The organism is Stenotrophomonas sp. STEN014 (assembly GCF_056760315.1).
This window is the reverse complement of the sequence record NZ_JBRREN010000008.1, coordinates 127,803-145,473: the sequence shown is the minus strand read 5'-3', so window position 1 is coordinate 145,473 and position 17,671 is coordinate 127,803. Positions and strand designations below refer to the sequence as shown.

Genomic DNA, 17,671 nt, shown 5'->3' with positions numbered 1-17,671 from the left:
TCGCAGCGGAGCGGGGGAATAAGGCGCGGGTGTCTGAGCGCAGCGAGTTCCGCGCCGCCCCGTTCCGCGAGAAGCGCAGGGCACCGATGCGGCTGCACCGCATCGGCATGCGTCCGGCGGAAGCGGTTTGACTCGCACCCTCGGTGCTCGCCCTTCGGGCCGGCTTCGCCGTTCGTCGCTACGCTCCGTTGGTTAGTTTTGCTGCGTCAAACGTTCTTCAACAGCCGAATGGCTGGTCAAAGTTACCCGGGCGCGAAGCGTACGGAAGCTTTTGTTCGGGCGCTTAGTGCGAGAAGGCAAAGGCAGAAAGAGCTTTCGTGCACCTGCGGTGCGCGAGTCACTTTTTCTTTGCCTGTGCAAAGAAAAAGTAACCAAAAGAGGCGCTTTTCCAACAGCCGAATGGCTGGTCAACACACCCGGGACGCATGCCCGCGCTGCGCACGGGGCCGCCACTGCCCGGCGCATTTTTCGACGGCACATCCATGTACCGGCGAAAAACGACGCGCTCCTGCGCGTCGCCCTGCGGGTATCCGCGCCGGTCATTGGCCATGCTCTACGGGGTGAACGTCAAAATCGGAAGGCAGAAGCTGAAAAGCCAACCTGACCTCGCTACCTGAGCATGCCTCGGGCACTCACTTCCGGTCATCTGCTTTTTTTGGGGAATGCCTTCCTGTGCGATACAAATAAAAGGATTGCTGCCAGTGCCGCCTTTAAATAAATCGCCAAATAGAACAAGAATGGCTCTCTATCCCGAGAAACTGTCGATATGCCCGCTTTGGATGAAACTCCTGCATGCCCTAGCGCCAATTCATAATAGACAGCAACGCCAAAATAGATGGCGCCAATGAGCCATGGGGCAGCCAGCAATACACCCGGGAAACGTTTTTCCTTTCTACCTCCCAAGCTCCACCATTTCGCAAACAACAAAAAAATGCCAACGCCAGTGAACACAATGATTATTGTGTTCCCTACCTTGCGCGCCTGCTCTCTCGTCTTCTCAGCCTCGTATCGCTTCTCGTAGGCCAGTAACTCGGCATTGAGCCACTCTTCGTCGAAATCCTGATTTTTTTCAGTTGCGGGAATTTCGTTTCGCGAATCAGCTGGCTGCGCGAAAGCCACCTCATTACCCAGAACGGCGGTGGTTCCCATGAGAAAAATCAGCGGTGCGAAAAACATCGAAAACTTCATGATCTTCTCCCTAGAAGCCAACTTGCCCCGTAACCGCCGTTACCGCCGCTGCTTTTCTTTAGGTTCTTTGAAAATAACTAATACCAGTATCCAGCAAGCAGACCAGGAAATACCGCCGCTAGCCATGACTGTTAACTTTTCATGCACAGCATTGCCCGGATCAAAGAGGAGATTCGCAATAATAAGTAATGCAAGCCCGATGTAGATTACCCAAGGGCTCCATCCATCCCCGACACTTCTCCGTAGCAATAGGAGGTCAACCAGGAATGAAATAACACCAATTACCAAGCCAAGAGTGAGGGGCTTCGATGGAAATTTCACGCCTATTAATAGCAATATCCCGGCTGTAGCGATAAGAGTAAGGCGGGAGCGAAAGCCATAACTAAATTTCATATCCAGCTCTTTCGTCTTTAATGGCAATAGGGGCATGTACTCCAGCCGCTCCTAACAATTTGCTGAGATGGCGAAAATCCACTCTGATCCCTGTCTTCCTTTTTTTTACCGGCCGCGATAGGGTTCGCAGCCGATACCGTCGTTATCGCGGTCCAGGTGCGGGCCATAACCGGGATCACCGCGCCGCACGGGCGCGGCACCTGCTGCGCGGGCTTCATCGCAATTGCGGAAAACCCTGCCACCCAGTGATGACGCAGCCGGGGAAGGAGTCAACGACGCCGGCTGGAAAGTGGATCGGGGCGTACTGGTGCCGGCCGCCCCGCGATGACAGTGATAGCCCCCGTTCTTGCGTCGTTGTGGCAGCCCTCCTTGTTCAGGCCACCGGAATGCGCATGGGCTGCCGTCCATGCCGCCAACAGCAACCCGGCACCCACCAGACCTGTTCCATACTTAATCAGAAACCGCATTGATATCGCGCCCCCAACGCGATGAAGCCGGATTTTTACGCGCCTACGTTTGGGTGTGGGAATGAGCGAAAATCGACTCTGACCCCTGTTTCGCGGGTTTGGCGCCGTGGTTGTCATCCACCGCCGGCTTGCCCGCTTCGTCGTACAGCACCACCGCGCGCGCGGCGGTGGCGCTATCGCAGCTCTCCCAGCCGTAGCAGGCGGTGATCTTCGCCGGCTGCAGCACCAGCCGCTGCATCAGCAGGTCGAAGCGTTCGCCGGTGGCGCGCTCCATCATCGAGGCCACCAGCGGCGAGTTGAGGTTGGTGTAGCGGAACCAGGTGCCCGGCGCGTGCGTATCCCAGGCGCGCGGATCATCCAGGATCTCGCGGATGTCGCCATCCAGCGGCGTGGCCCAGTAGCCGGCGTCATCGGTCAGCCCGGAGCGGTGCGAGAGCATCAGCCGCAGCGTGATCGGGGTATCGGCAAAGCGCGGGTGGCGCAGCGGCCAGCCCAGGTAGGTGGAGACATCGGTATCCAGGTCGAATTTGCCTTCCTCCACCAGCCGCATCACGCCGATGGCCAGCACCAGCTTGGAGATCGAGGCGATCCGCACCGGATTATCCACGCTGAGCGCGCGCTGCGCGGCCACATCGGCCAGTCCCTGCGCCTGGCTGGCGGTCACCCCGTCGCGGTCGAAGGCCACCCGCGCGCTGGCGATGGGCTGGTGGGCCGCGGCGGGCAGGGCGAGCAACAGCAGCGCGGCAAGGCTGCCGGACAGGACGGTACGCATGGTGATTCCCCGGTGATGTACCGGTGTTGATAGCCAGCCGGCGGGAAACCGTCAAGCCGGCGTGACGGCCGCCGGCCGGAAAACCGGGGCCGACGTGGGGTGTGCGGAGCAATTTGCTCGGGCTGCCGAGCAAATCACCCGGACCGCCGAGCAAAAAGCCCGGCCTTCGGAGCGGATTGCCCGGTCTTCCGAGCAGAAAGCCCGGTGTACCGGGCAGGGGAGCTCGGGGTTTGGAGCAAATTGCTCGGTCCTCCGAGCAAAAAGCTCGACGCTCCGGGCAATCTGCCCGGTCTTCGGAGCAAAAAGCCCGGCGTGCGGGGTAGGGGAGCTCGGCGTTCGGAGCAAATTGCTCGGGTCTCCGAGCAAAAAGCTCGACGCTTCGGGCAATCTGCCCGGTCTTCGGAGCAAAAAGCTCGGGCTTCCGGGCAAAAAGCTCGGTCGATGGAGCAAATAGCTCGACGCTCCAGGCAATCTGCTCGGCTGTCCGAGCTCTGAGCTCGGAATGATCGTTCCCGGCCTGCGCTCTCCGCCCTCATCGGAAAGGCTTTCGTGCACCTGCGATGCGCGAGTCACTTTTTCTTTGCCTGTGCAAAGAAAAAGTAACCAAAAAGAAAGCACACCCGGGACGCATGCCCGCGCGTTGCGCGGGTTCGCCACTGCCCGGCGCATTTTTCGACGGCACATCCCTGTACCGGCGAAAAACGACGCGCTCCTGCGCGTCGCCCTGCGGGTATCCGCGCCAGTCATTGGCCATGCTTTACGGGAGGGAAGGTAAAAAGCGGAATGCAGAAGCTGAAAAGCCAACCTGACCCCGTTACTGCATTGTCTAATCAAAATCTACTAATCGATTGGCTGTACGGAATTTGCAATTCTCTTTTCATTGCCGAGGAGCGTTGTATAGAAGCGCTGTTCGATTCCGTATAGAAGTAGCTTTAGTTGATCATCGGTTGATATTTCAAAGGTATTTTTATCCTTATCGAAGATCAATTTATTCGTGCAATACTTGCTGATGTAATCAAGGATGTCTTCTTTGTCTTTAGGCGACATTTTTTCGAGTGAATCCATCGCCAGGGCGATTCTTTTTCGATTGGGCTTTGAAACTCTGTCCGGGCCGTAGTCTTGTTTCAGATCTATAAAATTCATCTCTAAAAAGGCCGTTGTCTCTTGTTGAGTGGCCTCCCGGTAAAGCTGGTCGATTCCCTTGAAAATTCCTGAGATTGTCGCTAGGTTGCGAAAAATCAATGTGTCATGAGCGCTTATATATACTGCGTCTGGCAGTTTATTGATTATTAGCCGATTACTACCCTCTTCAATCTCAACTGCTTCGCCAAAGCCTAGGGTCTTTTTGTTCAAAATCAGGGCTGGTGTAATTTTCTGGAAATAGAAATCATTTGCTTGGACGGAGAGGATGAATGATATGTTTGAAAATTGCTTTTTCTCTATATTGTTGTAGTCCTTTGAATCTATCTTTTTCTTAATAAATTCGATGCAAAATGGTTGTTTGCTAAATAGCTCAATTTTGAACCATGACTCTTCATCCAGATTATGACCTGGCAGATATTTAATGCAGGCGTCTACATTGACATTTATGTTTTCGTATAGCGTGTAATCTGAAATAATTTTTAAGAACGGCGCCTTGGTGAGCCTTTTTACCTTGGCCAAAACGAAATTCATTCTTGCTCTCTCTCAATAAAAGTGTAATCGTTGATTCTGTAGGCAGCTGGAATCGTCACGTCGTTAGGATTTTTGTACTTTCGGCGACTTATTAGGAATATGGTTGTTCCGTTTTTAGTTGTTACGTTGTAGAACTCATATCCAAAAATCAGAAACAATGGGTTGAAGTACAGGGCTTGGGATAAAAACGTGAAAGTAAAAAGAACGGCGTATACCACATGTAATGTTTCCCAGTTTCCGATGCTGAGCGCTACGAAAAAGTAGCCTAGGTAGCTGGGTAAAAAGCTATTGTTCGCATGTCCGATGCTCGATACTTCGCCTGATTTGAATTCATCTTTCCCAAGTTTTTTGCTTAATGAAATGCTGAGTCCGGTGGAGGCTATTGGGATTAGCAAGTACAGGGCATACGATGCCGCTGGTGGTAATGCATCAAGGCAATCAAAGTTGTTGGAGTTTTTTAGGAAATATCCAAGCGTGTAACTTTTTTGAACCATGAATATAATAACGAGCAGGGACGTTGCGTTGAGCGTAAGTAATAATCGGAATGCGACATTTATCATTGGTGGTTCTTCTTAATTAATTGTTTTATTTTAATTTAGAGGCTGTCTATTTGGTTTCCGAGTAGAGTAACGGGGTCAGGTTCACTTACCGACACCTCTGCCACCCACCCGCAGCAGCCGACACCTGCTCCCAGCCATTCTTCAACCGCTTGAACGCCTGTCCCCCAACGCAGGCATAGCCCAGCGCCTTGGCCGACTCAGAGCCCAAAGGCGGTAATTCGATGATGGAAGACGAGGGTGCGGGGCGGCCTTGGCGACGGGCTTCGCCTTGCAGGGTCATGGTTTCGATGCCCTGGCAGTAACCGGCCATGCCCGGATGCGGGTGGTTGCGGTACTGCTCGCAGTTGAAGGCCGTGGTGTCACGCGCCATCGAGTTGTGCGGCTGCCGTGGCGGCGGAATGTATTGGCGCTGCTGCGTGCCCACCGCCGAGCGCACCGTCTGTGCGTGGACGGCGGTGCTGCACAACATCCCGGTTATCACGATCCACCGCACGACAGCGCGTGCGGACAAAACACATTCCATGTGTCCCCCTGTGATTCCCTGCGGAATCGGACTTGGTGAAGACTCGTTCACGCGGCGGCTTATTTCAAGCCCATGCCTCTTACGATCAGGGCGTGCCGCATACGGGCGTAGGGAAAGTGCTGCTTGGAATGTCGGTGGTTGCGGGGTAATGATGGCTCCGGGGCAACAGGGAGTGCGCAGGGAATGCTGGCCGAAGTCGTCGCTACACCGCTGGTTGAGAACCGGCGCATCAATTACGTGCTGATCGATCACGAGAACGTGCAGCCCACCGATCTGAAGCTGCTGGACCGGGAGGATGTCCGCCTGTGGGTATTCGTAGGCGCCGCCCAGACCAAGCTGTCATCCGAGTTGGCGATCCAGATGCAGGCCATGCGCGAGCGGGCCGACTACGTGCGGATTTCCGGCAATGGCTCCAATGCGCTGGACTTCCACATCGCGTTCTATATCGGCCAGCTGGCGTGCGAGGACCCGCGCGGGTTCTTCCACATCATTTCCAGAGATACCGGCTTTGATCCGCTGATCGAACACCTGAAGGCGAAGAAGACATTTGCGTGCCGGTCGGGGGCGATTGCGCAGATGCCGCTGTTCAAGCCGGTGGTGGCAAAAGCCGTTGCCGCAGCGCCCGCGGTGACGCCGGAGGCGAAGCCAGTGGTCAAGCCCGCCGTGAATGCGGTGACGGTGATAGTGGAGAAGGCCCCCACACCGGCCAAGCCAAAGGTGCCGGTGGACAAGGTAATGACTGCAGCGCAGCGCCTCGAAAAGACGAAGTTGGCGTTGGCAAAAATGAAAAGCAACAAGCCAGGAACATTGGCGGCATTGAAGAAGCACGTGGCTGCCACTTTCCAAAAGCAGATCAAGGCCGAGGAAGTGGATGCGCTGATTACGGGGCTGACGAAGGCCGGGGTGGTGAAGGTGGAAGGCAGCAAGGTGCGGTATGCCTGAGGCCCGCAGCGGGAGACGTCAAACAGCCAGGGCTCCGCATTCGGCGGTACTGGTCTATCTGCGATCCGGGACGCGCGGCGCCATGACGGCAGATGCGCAAGCGGCGCCGCCGCCGCGTGCGGGCCGACGGTTCTTCATCGCCCGGCACCGGGTTCACGGCGGGCACATGGGGGCCGGCGCACCGTCGCTGGGGTTTTGCGGGCGCGCGTCCGGTCGCCGCGCCGTTGAGGAGAAACGTTGATGGTCTTCCTGCTGATCGCCTACCTGGGCGGGGTACTCACGATCCTGAGCCCGTGCATCCTGCCGGTGCTGCCGTTCGTGTTCGCCCGCGCCGACCGCCCGTTCCGCCGCAATGGCCTGCCGCTGCTGATCGGCATGGGCGTGACCTTCGCGCTGGTGGCCAGCCTGGCCACGGTCGGTGGCGCGTGGGCGGTGCGGGCCAACCAGTACGGACGCTGGATCGCGCTGGCGGTGCTGGCGCTGTTGGGGCTGACGCTGCTGTCCGAACGGGTGGCCGAATGGGTCAGCCGGCCGTTCGTGCGTGTGGGCCAGCGCCTGTCGCAACGGGCCGATGCCGGCGGCGATTCGATCTGGGCCGCGCTCGGGCTGGGCGTGGCCACCGGCCTGCTGTGGGTGCCGTGCGCCGGGCCGATCCTGGGCCTGCTGCTGACCGCCGCGGCGATCAACGGCGCCAGCGTGGCCACCGCGGTGCTGCTGCTGGTGTACGCCGCCGGGGCCGCGACCTCGCTGGCGCTGGCGTTGCTGATCGGCGGGCGCGTGTTCGCAGCAATGAAACGCACCCTCGGCGCCGGGCAATGGTTGCGCCGCGCGCTGGGCGTGCTGGTACTGGCAGGGGTGGCGGCGATCGCCCTCGGGCTGGATACCGGGCTGCTGACCCGGGTGTCGCTGGCCAGCAATGGGCCACTGGAGCAGAAGCTGCTGGATACCTTGAAGCCGCCGCCGGGCGGCCCGGCGGTGGCGCAGCCGGCGTCCGAATCCGAGGTGCTGCTGGCCGACCTGGGCCCGATGCCGCCGCTGGCCGGCGCCACGCTGTGGTTGAACAGCCCGCCGCTGGACAATGCGGCGCTGCGCGGCAAGGTGGTGCTGGTCGATTTCTGGACTTACTCGTGCATCAACTGCCTGCGCGCGCTGCCGTATGTGCGCGCGTGGTCGGACAAATACGCCGCGCAGGGGCTGGTGGTGGTCGGCGTGCATGCCCCGGAATTCGCCTTCGAGAAGGATCCGGGCAACGTGCGCCGGGCGGTGCGCGAGCTGGGCATCGGCTATCCGGTGGCGTTGGACAACGACTATGCGATCTGGCGCGCGTTCAACAACCAGTACTGGCCGGCGCACTACTTCATCGATGCCAACGGCCGCGTGCGTTACCGGCATTTCGGCGAGGGCAACTATGCGCGCAGCGAGGCGGTGATCCGCCAGCTGCTGCGCGAGGCCGGCGATGCCGCGCTGCCGGCGGCCGGCACCGCGCCGCGCGCGGCCGGGGCGCAGGCCGCGCCTTCCACCGGCCTGCGGCAGTCGCCGGAAACCTATATCGGTTACGAACGTGCGGCCAACTTCGCCGGCGGCCGGCTGGTCTACGACGATGGCTGGGACTACCGCGCACCGTCGCAGCTGCGTCCGGACCAGTGGGCGCTGGACGGGCGCTGGAACGTGCAGCGCCAGTTCGCCCGCAACGAGGCCGCCGGGGCGCGCGTGCTGTACCGCTTCCGGGGCCGCGACCTGCATCTGGTGCTCGGCCCGGCCGGCGGTGGCAAACCGCTGCGCTTCCGCATCCGTCTGGACGGGCAGGCGCCGGGCGCCGACCACGGCGTGGACACCGATGCCGACGGCCAGGGGGTGGTCACCGAGCACCGCCTGTACCAGCTGGTGCGGCAGCAGGCCGGCGGCGGCGAACGGCTGTTCGAGATCGAGTTCCTCGACCCGGGCATGAAGGTGTACGCCTTCACCTTCGGCTGAACGCGGCCGTGGCCCACCGGCGATGAATGCGGCGTGTTGCCATCGTCGCAACATCGCCTGCGGCAAGGTGGCGCTTCTTCGCGCCATTGCGCGCGGACCTGTGGAAGACGGCCCTCCCGGTCGTCATCACCCCGGAGCTGCCCCATGTCGTATGTCGATGGTTTCGTCCTGGCCGTGCCCACGGCCCACAAGGAAAAATTCATTGCCCATGCCCGCACTGGCGATGCGGTGTTCATCGAGCTGGGCGCGCTGCGCGTGGTCGAGTGCTGGGGCGACGACGTCCCGCACGGCACGCAGACCGATTTCTTCCGCTGTGTGCAGGCCAAGGACGATGAGACGGTGGTGTTCTCGTGGATCGAATGGCCGGACAAGGCCACCCGCGATGCGGCGATGGAAAAGATGATGGACGACCCGCGCATGGACCCGGCCAACAACCCGATGCCATTTGACGGCAAGCGCCTGATCTACGGTGGTTTCGCGCCGCTGGTGCAGCTGCAGGCCTAGCCGGGCCCGCCGGCCGCTGAACACCTTGCATGGCCGCGTATCGCGCGCCGGATGAATTCACATGCGCCAAACCCGGCCGCGCGCAGCGTTCGCCCACGCCCCGCCGCCTGTGGCGGCCTTTCCTGGAGAACACGATGAAACGCATCGCTTCCACCCCGCTCGTGCTGGCCGGCCTGCTACTGGGCGTCGCCGCCCACGCCGAAGAGAAAGCCCGCTCGATGGATGCCAACGGCGATGGCATGGTCTCGGCCAGCGAGCATGCCGACGCGGCCAGGATGAAGTTCGAGACGATGGATGCCAACAAGGACGGGTTCGTCACCGCCGCGGAGATGGACCAGTCCCCGATGGCGATGGGCAAGGACCGCCCGATGCGGCAGCCGCCCGCAGCCGACCGGATCAGGATGATGGACGGCGATGGTGATGGAAAACTCTCCGCCGCCGAGTACGCCGCCGCCACGAAGAAGATGTTCGACAGTACCGACACCGACAAAAACGGGATGATCAGCCGCGCGGAAATGGAAGCCAGCCACAAGGCGATGGCCGCCAGAGCCGGCGGCAACAAATGATCCAGCGCCGGGCGCAGCGGTCGCCGCGCTGACTGCCGCGACCGCTGGCACCGGCGCCCATGCCGTTCGGCTCATGCGCGCACGCGGCCATCACGACAGGATGGAAGGTCCTTCCTGATCGAGAACTGCGTGATGCGTGTACTGCAACTGGCGGCGTTGAGTGTGGCGTTGATGACGGCCACGGGACTTGCCTCGGCCGCGCCGCGGGTGCCGGACACGGATGCACGCGGGGTGCGGATCAGCGAGGCGGCCTACCCGGGCACGATCCGGCTGGACGTGGATGCCACCGCGCTGGGCCAGCGCGTGTTCAAGATCCGCCAGCGGGTGCCGGTGCGGGCCGGCCTGCAGCGCTTCCACTACCCTGCCTGGCTGCCCGGCAACCACGCCGCCAGCGGCGCGATCGAGAAGCTGGCCGGGCTGGTGATCACCGGCAACGGCCAGCGGCTGGACTGGGTGCGTGATCCGCTGGATGTGTTCACCTTCAACGTGCAGGTGCCCGAGGGTGTCACCGAACTGCGCATGGACTACCAGTTCCTGAGTCCCACCGATCCGGCGCAGGGCCGCACGGTGATGACCCCGAACATGCTCAACCTGCAGTGGAACGCGATGCTGCTGTACCCGGCCGGGCATGCCGCGCACGCGATCACCTATGAAGCCAGTGCGCGCTATCCGCAGGGCTGGCAGGCGGCGTCCGCGCTGGAGGTGGCGCGCCGTGACGGCGACACGGTGCATTACGCGCCGGTCAACCTGGAAATCCTGATGGACTCGCCGGTGTTCGCCGGCCGCTACCACAAGACCTTCGATCTGGCCCCGGCCGGCACCCGCCCGGTGCGGTTGAACGTGTTCGCCGACCGCGCCAAGGATCTGGAGGCCAAGCCCGAGCACATTGAGCAGCACCGCGCGCTGGTGACCCAGGCGCGCAAGCTGTTCGGCGCCGAGCACTACGACCACTACGACTTCCTGTTCGCGGTGACCAGCCAGCTCGGCGGCATCGGCCTGGAGCACCAGCGCTCCAGCGAGAACAGCGAGGACCGCGACTACTTCAGCGGCTGGGACGCCAAGCTCGGCAGCAGCGACCTGCTCGGCCACGAGTACACCCATTCCTGGGATGGCAAGTACCGGCGTCCGGCCGATCTGGCCACGCTCAACTACAACGTACCGATGCAGGGCAGCCTGCTGTGGGTGTACGAGGGCCAGACCCAGTACTGGGGCAACGTGCTGACCGCGCGCTCGGGCATCCGCCCGCTGCAGGCCTCGCGCGATGCGCTGGCGATGGTGGCGGCCACCTACGCCGACAACCGCCCCGGTCTGGAGTGGCGCTCGCTGGGCGATACCACCAACGATCCGGTGATCGCGCGGCGCAAGCCCAAGCCGTACCGCGGCTACCAGATGAGCGAGGACTACTACCAGGGCGGGCAGATGCTGTGGCTGGAGGCCGATGTGCGCATCCGCACGCTCAGCGGCGGCAAGCGCAGCCTGGACGATTTCGCCCGCGCGTTCTTCGGTAAGAACGACGGCCAGTGGCAGCGGCCGGACACCTACACCTTCGAGGACGTGGCCGCGACGCTGGAACAGGTGCAGCCCACCGGTGACTGGGCGCGGTTCCTGACCGAGCGCGTGGACGGCCGTCGTGGCCTGACCGATGGTCTCGAGGCGGCCGGCTGGAAGCTGGTCTACCAGGACACGCCCAGCGCCTACTTCAAGGCGATGATGAAGGGCCGCGGCGTCAACCTGATCTATTCGCTGGGCCTGAATGTGAGCCCGGCCGGGACGGTGACCGAAGTGCGCTGGGACAGCCCGGCGTTCAACGCCGGTATCGGCAGCGGCATGCAGCTGCTTGCGGTCAACGACCTGCAGTACAGCGCCGAGGAACTGGAAGGCGCGGTGCGCGCGGCCAAGGACGACACCGCGCCGATCCGCCTGCTGGTCAAGCAGATGGACGTGTACCGCACCTTCGAGATCGACTACCACGGCGGCCTGCGCTATCCGGTGCTGCAGCGGATCGAAGGCCGTCCCGATCACCTGACGCCGATCCTCAGCGCGAAGAAATGATCTCCGCGTAGTGCCGGGCAATGCCCGGCAGAGGGTGGATGGGAAGACCTTGTAGCCCGGGTAAGCGCAGCGCACCCGGGGCTCTGCGCGAAAGGCTCCCGGGTGCGCGGCGCTTGCCCGGGCTACGGGGAAGGCGTTTGGATCGGCCGGCGTCTTTCCAGCCACCACAGCAGGCTCGCCCCCAGCACGAAGGCCAGCAGCCACGGCCAGCGCGGCCCGGGGACCGGCACGGGTACACCGCCCCCGCGGCCGGCGTGACCGCGCAGGGCGAAGGTGGCCTCGCGGGTCTGCTGGGCATGCAGGGCGCGGGCGTGGGCCGGATCGAGCAGCAGCACACCGGCCTGCGTGTCACCGGCGGTCAGCGTGTGCCAGCCCGGGCGGGTCGGCCACCAGCCGCTGCAGTGGCCGGCCTGCGGATCAGGCAGCAGGTCACTGCGACGGCCATCGGGGGCGATCACCTGCGCGCCTGCAGGCAGGTCGCACAGCGTGTTGCGCTCGCCGCTCCAGCCCAAGGCCGGTAGCGGTGACAGCGGGGCGGCGGGTAGCGGCCGCGCCAGCGTTGCCAGCACCTGGTTCCACAGTTCGGCATGGCGATCGCCATGGCCGGCCAGCACCAGCGTATAGCTGTCGCTGACCGGCAACAGCCCGAGGCGGCCCTGGCCCAGCGCCCGCCAGGCGCCGATGCCGCTGCCATCGGCGGCGTGCAGCAGCGGCACGCCCACCTCGTCCTCGATTTCAAGCCGGAAGCGCTCCAGCGCCGGCAGCGGGGTGCTGGATGCGGTGTCGCCAGCGCGGGAATCCCCAGGCAGTTTCAGCGTGCCGGTCTGTTCACCGCCGCGCGTGGCCAGCCCCCAGTCGCGCAGCGCCCGGCGGGCGTTGCCGTCGAGCGGGCCGCCCATCCGTACCAGCACGCCCAGGCCCGTGCGCATGGCTTCGGTGAGGACCGCGCGCTGTGCCGATGACAGGGCGGCCAGCCGGCGCTCGTCGAGCAGCAGCAGATCCAGCCGTGCCAGGCTGGCCGCGTCCAGTGCCTGCGGCGCATCGCCCAGCTGCACACCGCCGCCCACCTGGATACCGGTCTGCAGCCGGGCGCCGGTGTCGCTGGCCCAGCGCTGCAAGTATTTCAGTTCCGGCCCCGGCGCCGCCGCCAGCAGCCGCAGCGTGGGTGCCGGGACCTCGCGTACGCGCACCGGCACCGGCAGCTGGTCGAGCACCTTGCCGGTGCCATCGAGTACGCGCAGGGAAAATGCAACGTCGCCGGGCGCGCGCGCGCTGGCGTGCAGCCGCACGCGGCCGTCCGTATCGGGCGTGGCGATGGCCACCCGGTGGCCGGCCGGATCGCGCAGCTCCACCCGCACCTGCGCCAGGCCCTGCACGCGGCTGCCCACGCTGAAGCGGGCGCCGGGCGCGAGCGGTGGCGGGGCCTGCAGTTCGACCAGTCCGCGCGGGGCCGGGCTCGGCACGAACTGCAACGGTGGCAATGGCAGGTCGCGGTCACGCGCGGGCAGGCCATCGCCGACGATCACCAGCGCCCGTGCACCGGGATGCTGGCGCAAGGCGGTGGCCAGATCCGGCACCGGCGCCACTCCCGGCAGCGGCGCGGCTTCAGGCAGGCGCAGACGCCGGGCCGGCGCTTGCGCGGCCAGCTGCGCGGCGGTGGCGCCGCGCGTGGCGATGACCAGGGTCTCGGCCGGGCCGGGGCGCGCTGGCGGCAGCAGGGTGAAATACAGCAACGCCGCGACCAGCAGCTGCAACAGCAGCAGTAGGCCCAGGCGCAGCGGTGCCGGACGCGGCGCGCGGCTCAGGCGCGCGCTGGCCAGCAGCACCGCCAGTGCGATCACGATCAACGGCAGCCAGGACATCATCGGGCGGGCTCCTGCGGTGCGGCCAAGGCGTCCAGATAGCGGCGCCCGGCGGCATCGGCGGTGGCGCGTCGTGCCGGCGGTCCCAACGGGCGCTGCAGCGCCGGCCACAGCTGGTCGCGCAACTGCACGCGGCAGCTGTGGCAGTCCGGCTGCTGGCGCAGCGCGTCGATGGCGGCGGCCACATCCAGCACCTCGGGAACCGCGTCGGGATGGGTATCGAGCCAGCGCGTGAGCGCGTCCAGATCCACCGGCGTCCCAGCCGTGGCCAATGCCCGCCAGGCCCCGCCGACCGTGCCATCGTCGGGCGGGCGCGCGGGCAGCGCCAGGCCGCGGTTGCCTAGTCCATCGCGCTTGCCGCTCATGCGCCGGGCCAGGTCGATCGGCGGCAGCTCATCGCCGACCCGCGCCAGATAGATGCGTTCGGCCTGCTGCACCTGCTTGATCAAACCCAGCGCCTTGTAGGCATACGGCAGCGCGTCGGCGGGCCGGCCCTGGCGCAGCTGGCCTTCGGACTGCCACATCTGGTCCAGCGCGGCCTTGAGGATGGCGCGGGTCTGCGGGTCGAGCAGCGTCGCCGCCTCGGCGTGGTCGTGGGTGTGGCCGTACTCGGCCAGCACATCGCTGGCGCTGCCGAATACCGGTGCGGCGTCGCGGCTGGCATCGCCGTGGTCGTGGCCATCGTCCTGCGCGTGTCCCTCGCCATGGCCCTCATCGGCACCGGCAACAGGCGCGTCGCTGGTCGGCGGCGGTTTGGCCCCGCCCTCGGCTTCCTCGCCGAGGAACTGGCCGTAGCGCAGGCGCAGGATGCGCTGGTCCACGCCGATCGCATCGGCGCGTTTGACGAAGGTGTCGGCATCGAGCGTGCGCTGCTGCTTCAACAGCGCCTCGGCGTCGATGATGATCTGCCGCTGGCTGCGGAAGTAGGCCGGCATCACTTTCTTGATCGCCTCTTCCAGGTCGCTGGCCTGCACCTGCTGCTCGCTGGGCAGGCGCAGGATCAGGCTGGCGCTGCGTGTCTCCTGCGGCTGCGGGCTGCGGTTGTCGCGTACGCTCAGGCGGGCGACCACTTCGTCGCCCGGTTCAAGGCCGAGTGCGGCCAGGTCGGCGGTGTAGGCGAAGCGCCGTGCGGTGACCGGTCCGCTACCGGCCAGGGTGAGCTGGCGCTGCTGGAAGGTGATGTTCTCGCCGCTGCCCTTGGCGGTAGTGATCGCCAGCGTCGCGGCACTGTTCACGCCGAAATCGTCGCTGGCCTCGAAGCGCAGCTGCCAGGTGCGCTGGCGCGGTGCGGCCTGGCTGAGCGTCTGTGCCGGCGTGATCACCTTCACCTGCGGCGGGCGATCCCCCACCACGTCGAGCCGATAGGCGCGTCCGGCCTCGGCCATGGCCGGTGTCGTGTGGAGGCGGTACAGGCCTGCGCGCAGCAACACGTCGCTGCCGCGCCAGTAGTCGCCATCGCGCCGCAGGGCGACCCGGCGACCATCATGGAACTGCAGCCACGCCTGTTGTGGCTGGGGGCCGAACTGCAGACGCCACTGCAGACGGCTGCCTTGCAGGGCGCGTGCATCGAGCGTGTCGCCGGCCGTTGCCGCCTGGCCGCTGTAGGCCGGCGGGGTGACCTGCAGCCAACGACCGCGCACTACGGGCGCGGTGTTCGCCGCGACGCGGCCAGCCAGGCTTGCATCAGCACCCGCGGGTGGATTGACCGCGTTGCGCGGCCATAGCAGCGCGGCAGCTGCCATCAGCACGGCAAACAGAAAGCACAGCAACACGCGCGGCCAGGGCCAGCGCGGGCGCAGGTCCGGCGGAACGCGTTGCAGGCGCTGCTCGATATGGCGGCGTTGGCGTTGCTGCAGCGGGTTGAGCGTGGCCGCTGCGGCGAACAGCAGATCGGCACTGTCCTCGAAGCGCGGATGATCGTTCAGACGTGCGACCAGCCAGCGCGTATCCAGGCGCCGTGCACGCCAGACCGCAATGCCCGCCGCCACCAGCAAGGCTGCCGTGGCGGTGATGTAACCGGCGTCGACGCCGAACATGCGCGCTGCCAGCACGCCGACCGCCAGGGCCAGCGGCAGGCCGGCGGACAACGCGATCAGCCGCGTGCGGCGTCGTGCGGCGCGCAGCAAAGTGGGGGCGTTCATGGCTGGCCCCGCCGGCGCGGCGCGCTGGCCAGCCAGCGCTCAAGCAGGAACAACAAGGCGATGGCCAACAGCAGCCAATGGCCCAGCTCGGTTGCGGGCTGCGGATAGGGCGTAGCACCGGTTTCCGGCGGTATCGTCGCGGCCGGGGCACGTTGCGGCGTGGGTGACGCCTGCAGTACCGAACGCAGCCCGGTGGGGAATTCGGCATCAAGCAGCACCGGCAGGCTTGCCGGCTGCAGTGGTGCTGCCCAGCGCAGCCATTGGCCGTGCGCCGTGCCAATCCGCTCCACGACCAGTACCCCGTTGGCGTCACGCCACAGCGGTGTGCGCTGGGCATCGGCAGGTACCGGTGTGCGTGCATCCACCAGCAGGCGGCCGCCGCGCTGCAGCCATGCGCTGGTGTCGGCGGGCAGCGGCTTGGCCGACAGCCAGACGCGTAGCGCGTTGTCGTCGCTGAAAGCGACCGTGTCATCCGCCGTCTGTGGCCTGGCGCCACTCCATGCGCTGGCGGCCGCATCGAGATAGCGCACGCCCGGCGTGCCAGCGTCGTCGTGACGGATCTGCAACTGCGGCGCAGCGACGGTCGTCGGCGTTTCCGTCGCGGCGGTCTGCTCCAGCACCTGCCACCGCACCGTGCGTGACAGCTGAGGACGTTGCGCGTCCAGCCCATCAAGCACCGATGGAACAACCACGGTGAGCGGGGCGCCGGCCGGCAGGCTGGCGTCCAGCTCGCGCAGCAGGCTGGACGGCGACTCCGAGTCCTGCGGAGCTGCGGTGTTGTCGATGGAGGGGAAGCCCGCTGCCAGCCACAACCACCGGGCATCGGCATGGCCAACGCTGCGTTGGGCGGCGGCAAGATCAACACCGGGCACTACCGCGATGCGCGGCCGGGTATCAGGCACACCGGTCAGTGCTGGCCGTGCCAACAGGACGGCCAGCAAGGCAAGCAGCAGCAAGCGCAGCACCAGCAGCGGCCATTCGTCGAAACGGATGCGGCGACGCGGGCGCGGCCTGGCCGACAGCCAGCGCAGCGCGGCGAAGTCGATGACGCGTTGCTCGCTGCGGCGGGCAAGATGGATCAGCAGCGGCAGCAACAGTGCCGCCAAGGCGATGAAGCCGGCTGGGAACAGCCACAGCAGGCTCATGCACCGCTCCCGGCACGGCGCCCGAACAGGCGCTGCAACGGTGCATCGATGGCTTCATCGAGATAGGCGGTGTCATGGCGGATGCCGGCGGCCTGCAGCCGTGCATCCAGCACGCGCTGTGCGTCCTTGAAGCGGGCGAGGTACTCGCCGCGTACCGTTGCGCCATCGCCCAGCAGCTCATCGCCGGTTTCCGGATCACGGAAACGGTGGCCGTCGCGGAACGGGAAATCACGCTCTTCCACCGTCAACAACTGCAGGTGGATCACATCGCGGCCGGCCCTGGCCAGGCGCTCGGCCAGCGCGATGCCGGCTTCGTCGAAACCGTCGCCGATGATCACCACCAGATCATTGCGGGCGATGCGCTCCCACAAGGGTGACAGCTTCAGTTGTGGCGGCCATTGCCCTGCAGCCTTCAATCCCTGCAGCTGCAGGTGCAGGCGGTCGCGTTGGCGCAGGCCGTTGCCGGCCGGCAGCAACTGCACGCCATCGCCGCCCAGTGCGATCAGGCCGAAGGCGTCCCCCTGCTGCATCGCCAGTTCGGCCACGCAGCCGGCCAGCGCCCTGGCCGCATCCAGCCGCTGCCAGTCCGGCCGCGTCTGGTCGGCCTGTGCCATCGAGGCACTGGCATCGAGCAGCAGCCAGACGGTGATCGGGCTTTCGCGCTCGGATTCGCGTACGAAGAAGCGGTCCGAACGCGCATAGAGTTTCCAGTCGATCTGGCGCAGTTCATCGCCCGGTTCATAGGCGCGGTACTGCGCGAACTCCAAGCCGGCACCACGGCTGCGGCTGGCATGCGCGCCGATGCCACGGCTGCCGCTGGCCCGCTGCGGCCACAGCCGCAGGCTGCGCAGGCGGCTGCGCACATCGGCGGGAATCAGCGGGGGCACCGGGGCGGCCATTGCGAGCGG

General features: G+C 65.0%; 17 protein-coding genes. 5 read left to right on the top strand and 12 right to left on the bottom strand.

Annotation, left to right across the window (positions count from 1 at the left end; all coding sequences use genetic code 11):
* Positions 1–337: 337 nt before the first annotated feature.
* The 8 genes from ACVOMC_RS12330 to ACVOMC_RS12295 all read right to left on the bottom strand — a co-directional run bounded on the left by ACVOMC_RS12330 (position 338) and on the right by ACVOMC_RS12295 (position 5,523).
* Entirely contained in the window at positions 338–550 is a 213-nt protein-coding gene (locus tag ACVOMC_RS12330) for a hypothetical protein (RefSeq protein WP_481524186.1), read from the bottom strand.
* Positions 551–642: 92 nt separating this feature from the next.
* Positions 643–1,188: a hypothetical protein gene (locus ACVOMC_RS12325; protein WP_481524185.1), complete on the bottom strand. Its 546-nt coding sequence runs from the start codon at positions 1,186–1,188 to the stop codon at positions 643–645.
* Positions 1,189–1,227: 39 nt separating this feature from the next.
* On the bottom strand, positions 1,228–1,581 hold the full coding sequence (locus ACVOMC_RS12320) for a hypothetical protein (RefSeq protein ID WP_481524184.1): 354 nt from the start codon (positions 1,579–1,581) through the stop codon (positions 1,228–1,230).
* A gap of 105 nt (positions 1,582–1,686) precedes the next feature.
* The gene (locus tag ACVOMC_RS12315; protein ID WP_481524183.1) at positions 1,687–1,989 is read right to left on the bottom strand and encodes an excalibur calcium-binding domain-containing protein; all 303 of its coding nucleotides are present in this window, start codon (positions 1,987–1,989) and stop codon (positions 1,687–1,689) included.
* A gap of 102 nt (positions 1,990–2,091) precedes the next feature.
* Entirely contained in the window at positions 2,092–2,820 is a 729-nt protein-coding gene (locus ACVOMC_RS12310) for a serine hydrolase domain-containing protein (protein WP_481524182.1), read from the bottom strand.
* A gap of 840 nt (positions 2,821–3,660) precedes the next feature.
* Complete coding sequence (locus ACVOMC_RS12305) at positions 3,661–4,494, bottom strand: hypothetical protein (RefSeq protein WP_481524181.1); 834 nt, start codon at positions 4,492–4,494, stop codon at positions 3,661–3,663.
* On the bottom strand, positions 4,491–5,054 hold the full coding sequence (locus tag ACVOMC_RS12300; protein WP_481524180.1) for a hypothetical protein: 564 nt from the start codon (positions 5,052–5,054) through the stop codon (positions 4,491–4,493). The genes ACVOMC_RS12305 and ACVOMC_RS12300 overlap by 4 nt, the downstream gene beginning before the upstream one ends.
* 85 nt (positions 5,055–5,139) lie before the next feature.
* Positions 5,140–5,523: a hypothetical protein gene (locus tag ACVOMC_RS12295; RefSeq protein WP_481524179.1), complete on the bottom strand. Its 384-nt coding sequence runs from the start codon at positions 5,521–5,523 to the stop codon at positions 5,140–5,142.
* Between the two features lie 237 nt (positions 5,524–5,760).
* On the opposite strand from ACVOMC_RS12295, the gene ACVOMC_RS12290 reads away from it, so the two are divergent.
* The 5 genes from ACVOMC_RS12290 (at position 5,761) to ACVOMC_RS12270 (ending at position 11,615) form a co-directional block, all read left to right on the top strand.
* Complete coding sequence (locus ACVOMC_RS12290) at positions 5,761–6,519, top strand: PIN domain-containing protein (protein ID WP_481524178.1); 759 nt, start codon at positions 5,761–5,763, stop codon at positions 6,517–6,519.
* A gap of 240 nt (positions 6,520–6,759) precedes the next feature.
* Complete coding sequence (locus tag ACVOMC_RS12285) at positions 6,760–8,493, top strand: cytochrome c biogenesis protein DipZ (protein WP_481524177.1); 1,734 nt, start codon at positions 6,760–6,762, stop codon at positions 8,491–8,493.
* Between the two features lie 144 nt (positions 8,494–8,637).
* Complete coding sequence (locus tag ACVOMC_RS12280) at positions 8,638–8,997, top strand: DUF1428 domain-containing protein (RefSeq protein ID WP_481524176.1); 360 nt, start codon at positions 8,638–8,640, stop codon at positions 8,995–8,997.
* Positions 8,998–9,026: 29 nt separating this feature from the next.
* Positions 9,027–9,563, top strand: a complete 537-nt coding sequence (locus ACVOMC_RS12275; protein WP_481524175.1) for an EF-hand domain-containing protein — start codon at positions 9,027–9,029, stop codon at positions 9,561–9,563.
* Positions 9,564–9,695: 132 nt separating this feature from the next.
* Positions 9,696–11,615 (top strand): M61 family metallopeptidase, encoded by a 1,920-nt coding sequence (locus tag ACVOMC_RS12270; RefSeq protein ID WP_481524174.1) that lies wholly within the window; start codon positions 9,696–9,698, stop codon positions 11,613–11,615.
* A gap of 122 nt (positions 11,616–11,737) precedes the next feature.
* Here the strand turns inward: ACVOMC_RS12270 and ACVOMC_RS12265 are convergent, their stop codons facing one another.
* From ACVOMC_RS12265 to ACVOMC_RS12250, 4 genes are read right to left on the bottom strand one after another with little or no spacing between them, the layout of a single operon-like run.
* Positions 11,738–13,477: a carboxypeptidase regulatory-like domain-containing protein gene (locus ACVOMC_RS12265; protein ID WP_481524173.1), complete on the bottom strand. Its 1,740-nt coding sequence runs from the start codon at positions 13,475–13,477 to the stop codon at positions 11,738–11,740.
* Positions 13,477–15,618 carry a hypothetical protein gene (locus ACVOMC_RS12260; protein WP_481524172.1) on the bottom strand — a complete coding sequence of 714 codons (2,142 nt, stop codon included), beginning with the start codon at positions 15,616–15,618 and terminating at the stop codon, positions 13,477–13,479. The genes ACVOMC_RS12265 and ACVOMC_RS12260 overlap by 1 nt, the downstream gene beginning before the upstream one ends.
* Positions 15,615–16,763: a BatA domain-containing protein gene (locus ACVOMC_RS12255; RefSeq protein ID WP_481524171.1), complete on the bottom strand. Its 1,149-nt coding sequence runs from the start codon at positions 16,761–16,763 to the stop codon at positions 15,615–15,617. Before ACVOMC_RS12255 ends, ACVOMC_RS12260 begins: the two co-directional genes overlap by 4 nt.
* Positions 16,760–17,662, bottom strand: a complete 903-nt coding sequence (locus tag ACVOMC_RS12250) for a DUF58 domain-containing protein (protein ID WP_481524170.1) — start codon at positions 17,660–17,662, stop codon at positions 16,760–16,762. The genes ACVOMC_RS12255 and ACVOMC_RS12250 overlap by 4 nt, the downstream gene beginning before the upstream one ends.
* Between the last annotated feature and the right edge of the window lie 9 nt (positions 17,663–17,671).

Bases quoted from the DNA above. Each gene is read 5' to 3' on its own strand.
- ACVOMC_RS12330 (WP_481524186.1), bottom strand. From the start codon at position 550: ATGGCCAATGACCGGCGCGGATACCCGCAGGGCGACGCGCAGGAGCGC.
- ACVOMC_RS12325 (WP_481524185.1), bottom strand. From the start codon at position 1,188: ATGAAGTTTTCGATGTTTTTCGCACCGCTGATTTTTCTCATGGGAACC.
- ACVOMC_RS12320 (WP_481524184.1), bottom strand. From the start codon at position 1,581: ATGAAATTTAGTTATGGCTTTCGCTCCCGCCTTACTCTTATCGCTACA.
- ACVOMC_RS12315 (WP_481524183.1), bottom strand. From the start codon at position 1,989: ATGGACGGCAGCCCATGCGCATTCCGGTGGCCTGAACAAGGAGGGCTG.
- ACVOMC_RS12310 (WP_481524182.1), bottom strand. From the start codon at position 2,820: ATGCGTACCGTCCTGTCCGGCAGCCTTGCCGCGCTGCTGTTGCTCGCC.
- ACVOMC_RS12305 (WP_481524181.1), bottom strand. From the start codon at position 4,494: ATGAATTTCGTTTTGGCCAAGGTAAAAAGGCTCACCAAGGCGCCGTTC.
- ACVOMC_RS12300 (WP_481524180.1), bottom strand. From the start codon at position 5,054: ATGATAAATGTCGCATTCCGATTATTACTTACGCTCAACGCAACGTCC.
- ACVOMC_RS12295 (WP_481524179.1), bottom strand. From the start codon at position 5,523: ATGTTGTGCAGCACCGCCGTCCACGCACAGACGGTGCGCTCGGCGGTG.
- ACVOMC_RS12290 (WP_481524178.1), top strand. From the start codon at position 5,761: ATGCTGGCCGAAGTCGTCGCTACACCGCTGGTTGAGAACCGGCGCATC.
- ACVOMC_RS12285 (WP_481524177.1), top strand. From the start codon at position 6,760: ATGGTCTTCCTGCTGATCGCCTACCTGGGCGGGGTACTCACGATCCTG.
- ACVOMC_RS12280 (WP_481524176.1), top strand. From the start codon at position 8,638: ATGTCGTATGTCGATGGTTTCGTCCTGGCCGTGCCCACGGCCCACAAG.
- ACVOMC_RS12275 (WP_481524175.1), top strand. From the start codon at position 9,027: ATGGCCGCGTATCGCGCGCCGGATGAATTCACATGCGCCAAACCCGGC.
- ACVOMC_RS12270 (WP_481524174.1), top strand. From the start codon at position 9,696: ATGCGTGTACTGCAACTGGCGGCGTTGAGTGTGGCGTTGATGACGGCC.
- ACVOMC_RS12265 (WP_481524173.1), bottom strand. From the start codon at position 13,477: ATGTCCTGGCTGCCGTTGATCGTGATCGCACTGGCGGTGCTGCTGGCC.
- ACVOMC_RS12260 (WP_481524172.1), bottom strand. From the start codon at position 15,618: ATGAACGCCCCCACTTTGCTGCGCGCCGCACGACGCCGCACGCGGCTG.
- ACVOMC_RS12255 (WP_481524171.1), bottom strand. From the start codon at position 16,763: ATGAGCCTGCTGTGGCTGTTCCCAGCCGGCTTCATCGCCTTGGCGGCA.
- ACVOMC_RS12250 (WP_481524170.1), bottom strand. From the start codon at position 17,662: ATGGCCGCCCCGGTGCCCCCGCTGATTCCCGCCGATGTGCGCAGCCGC.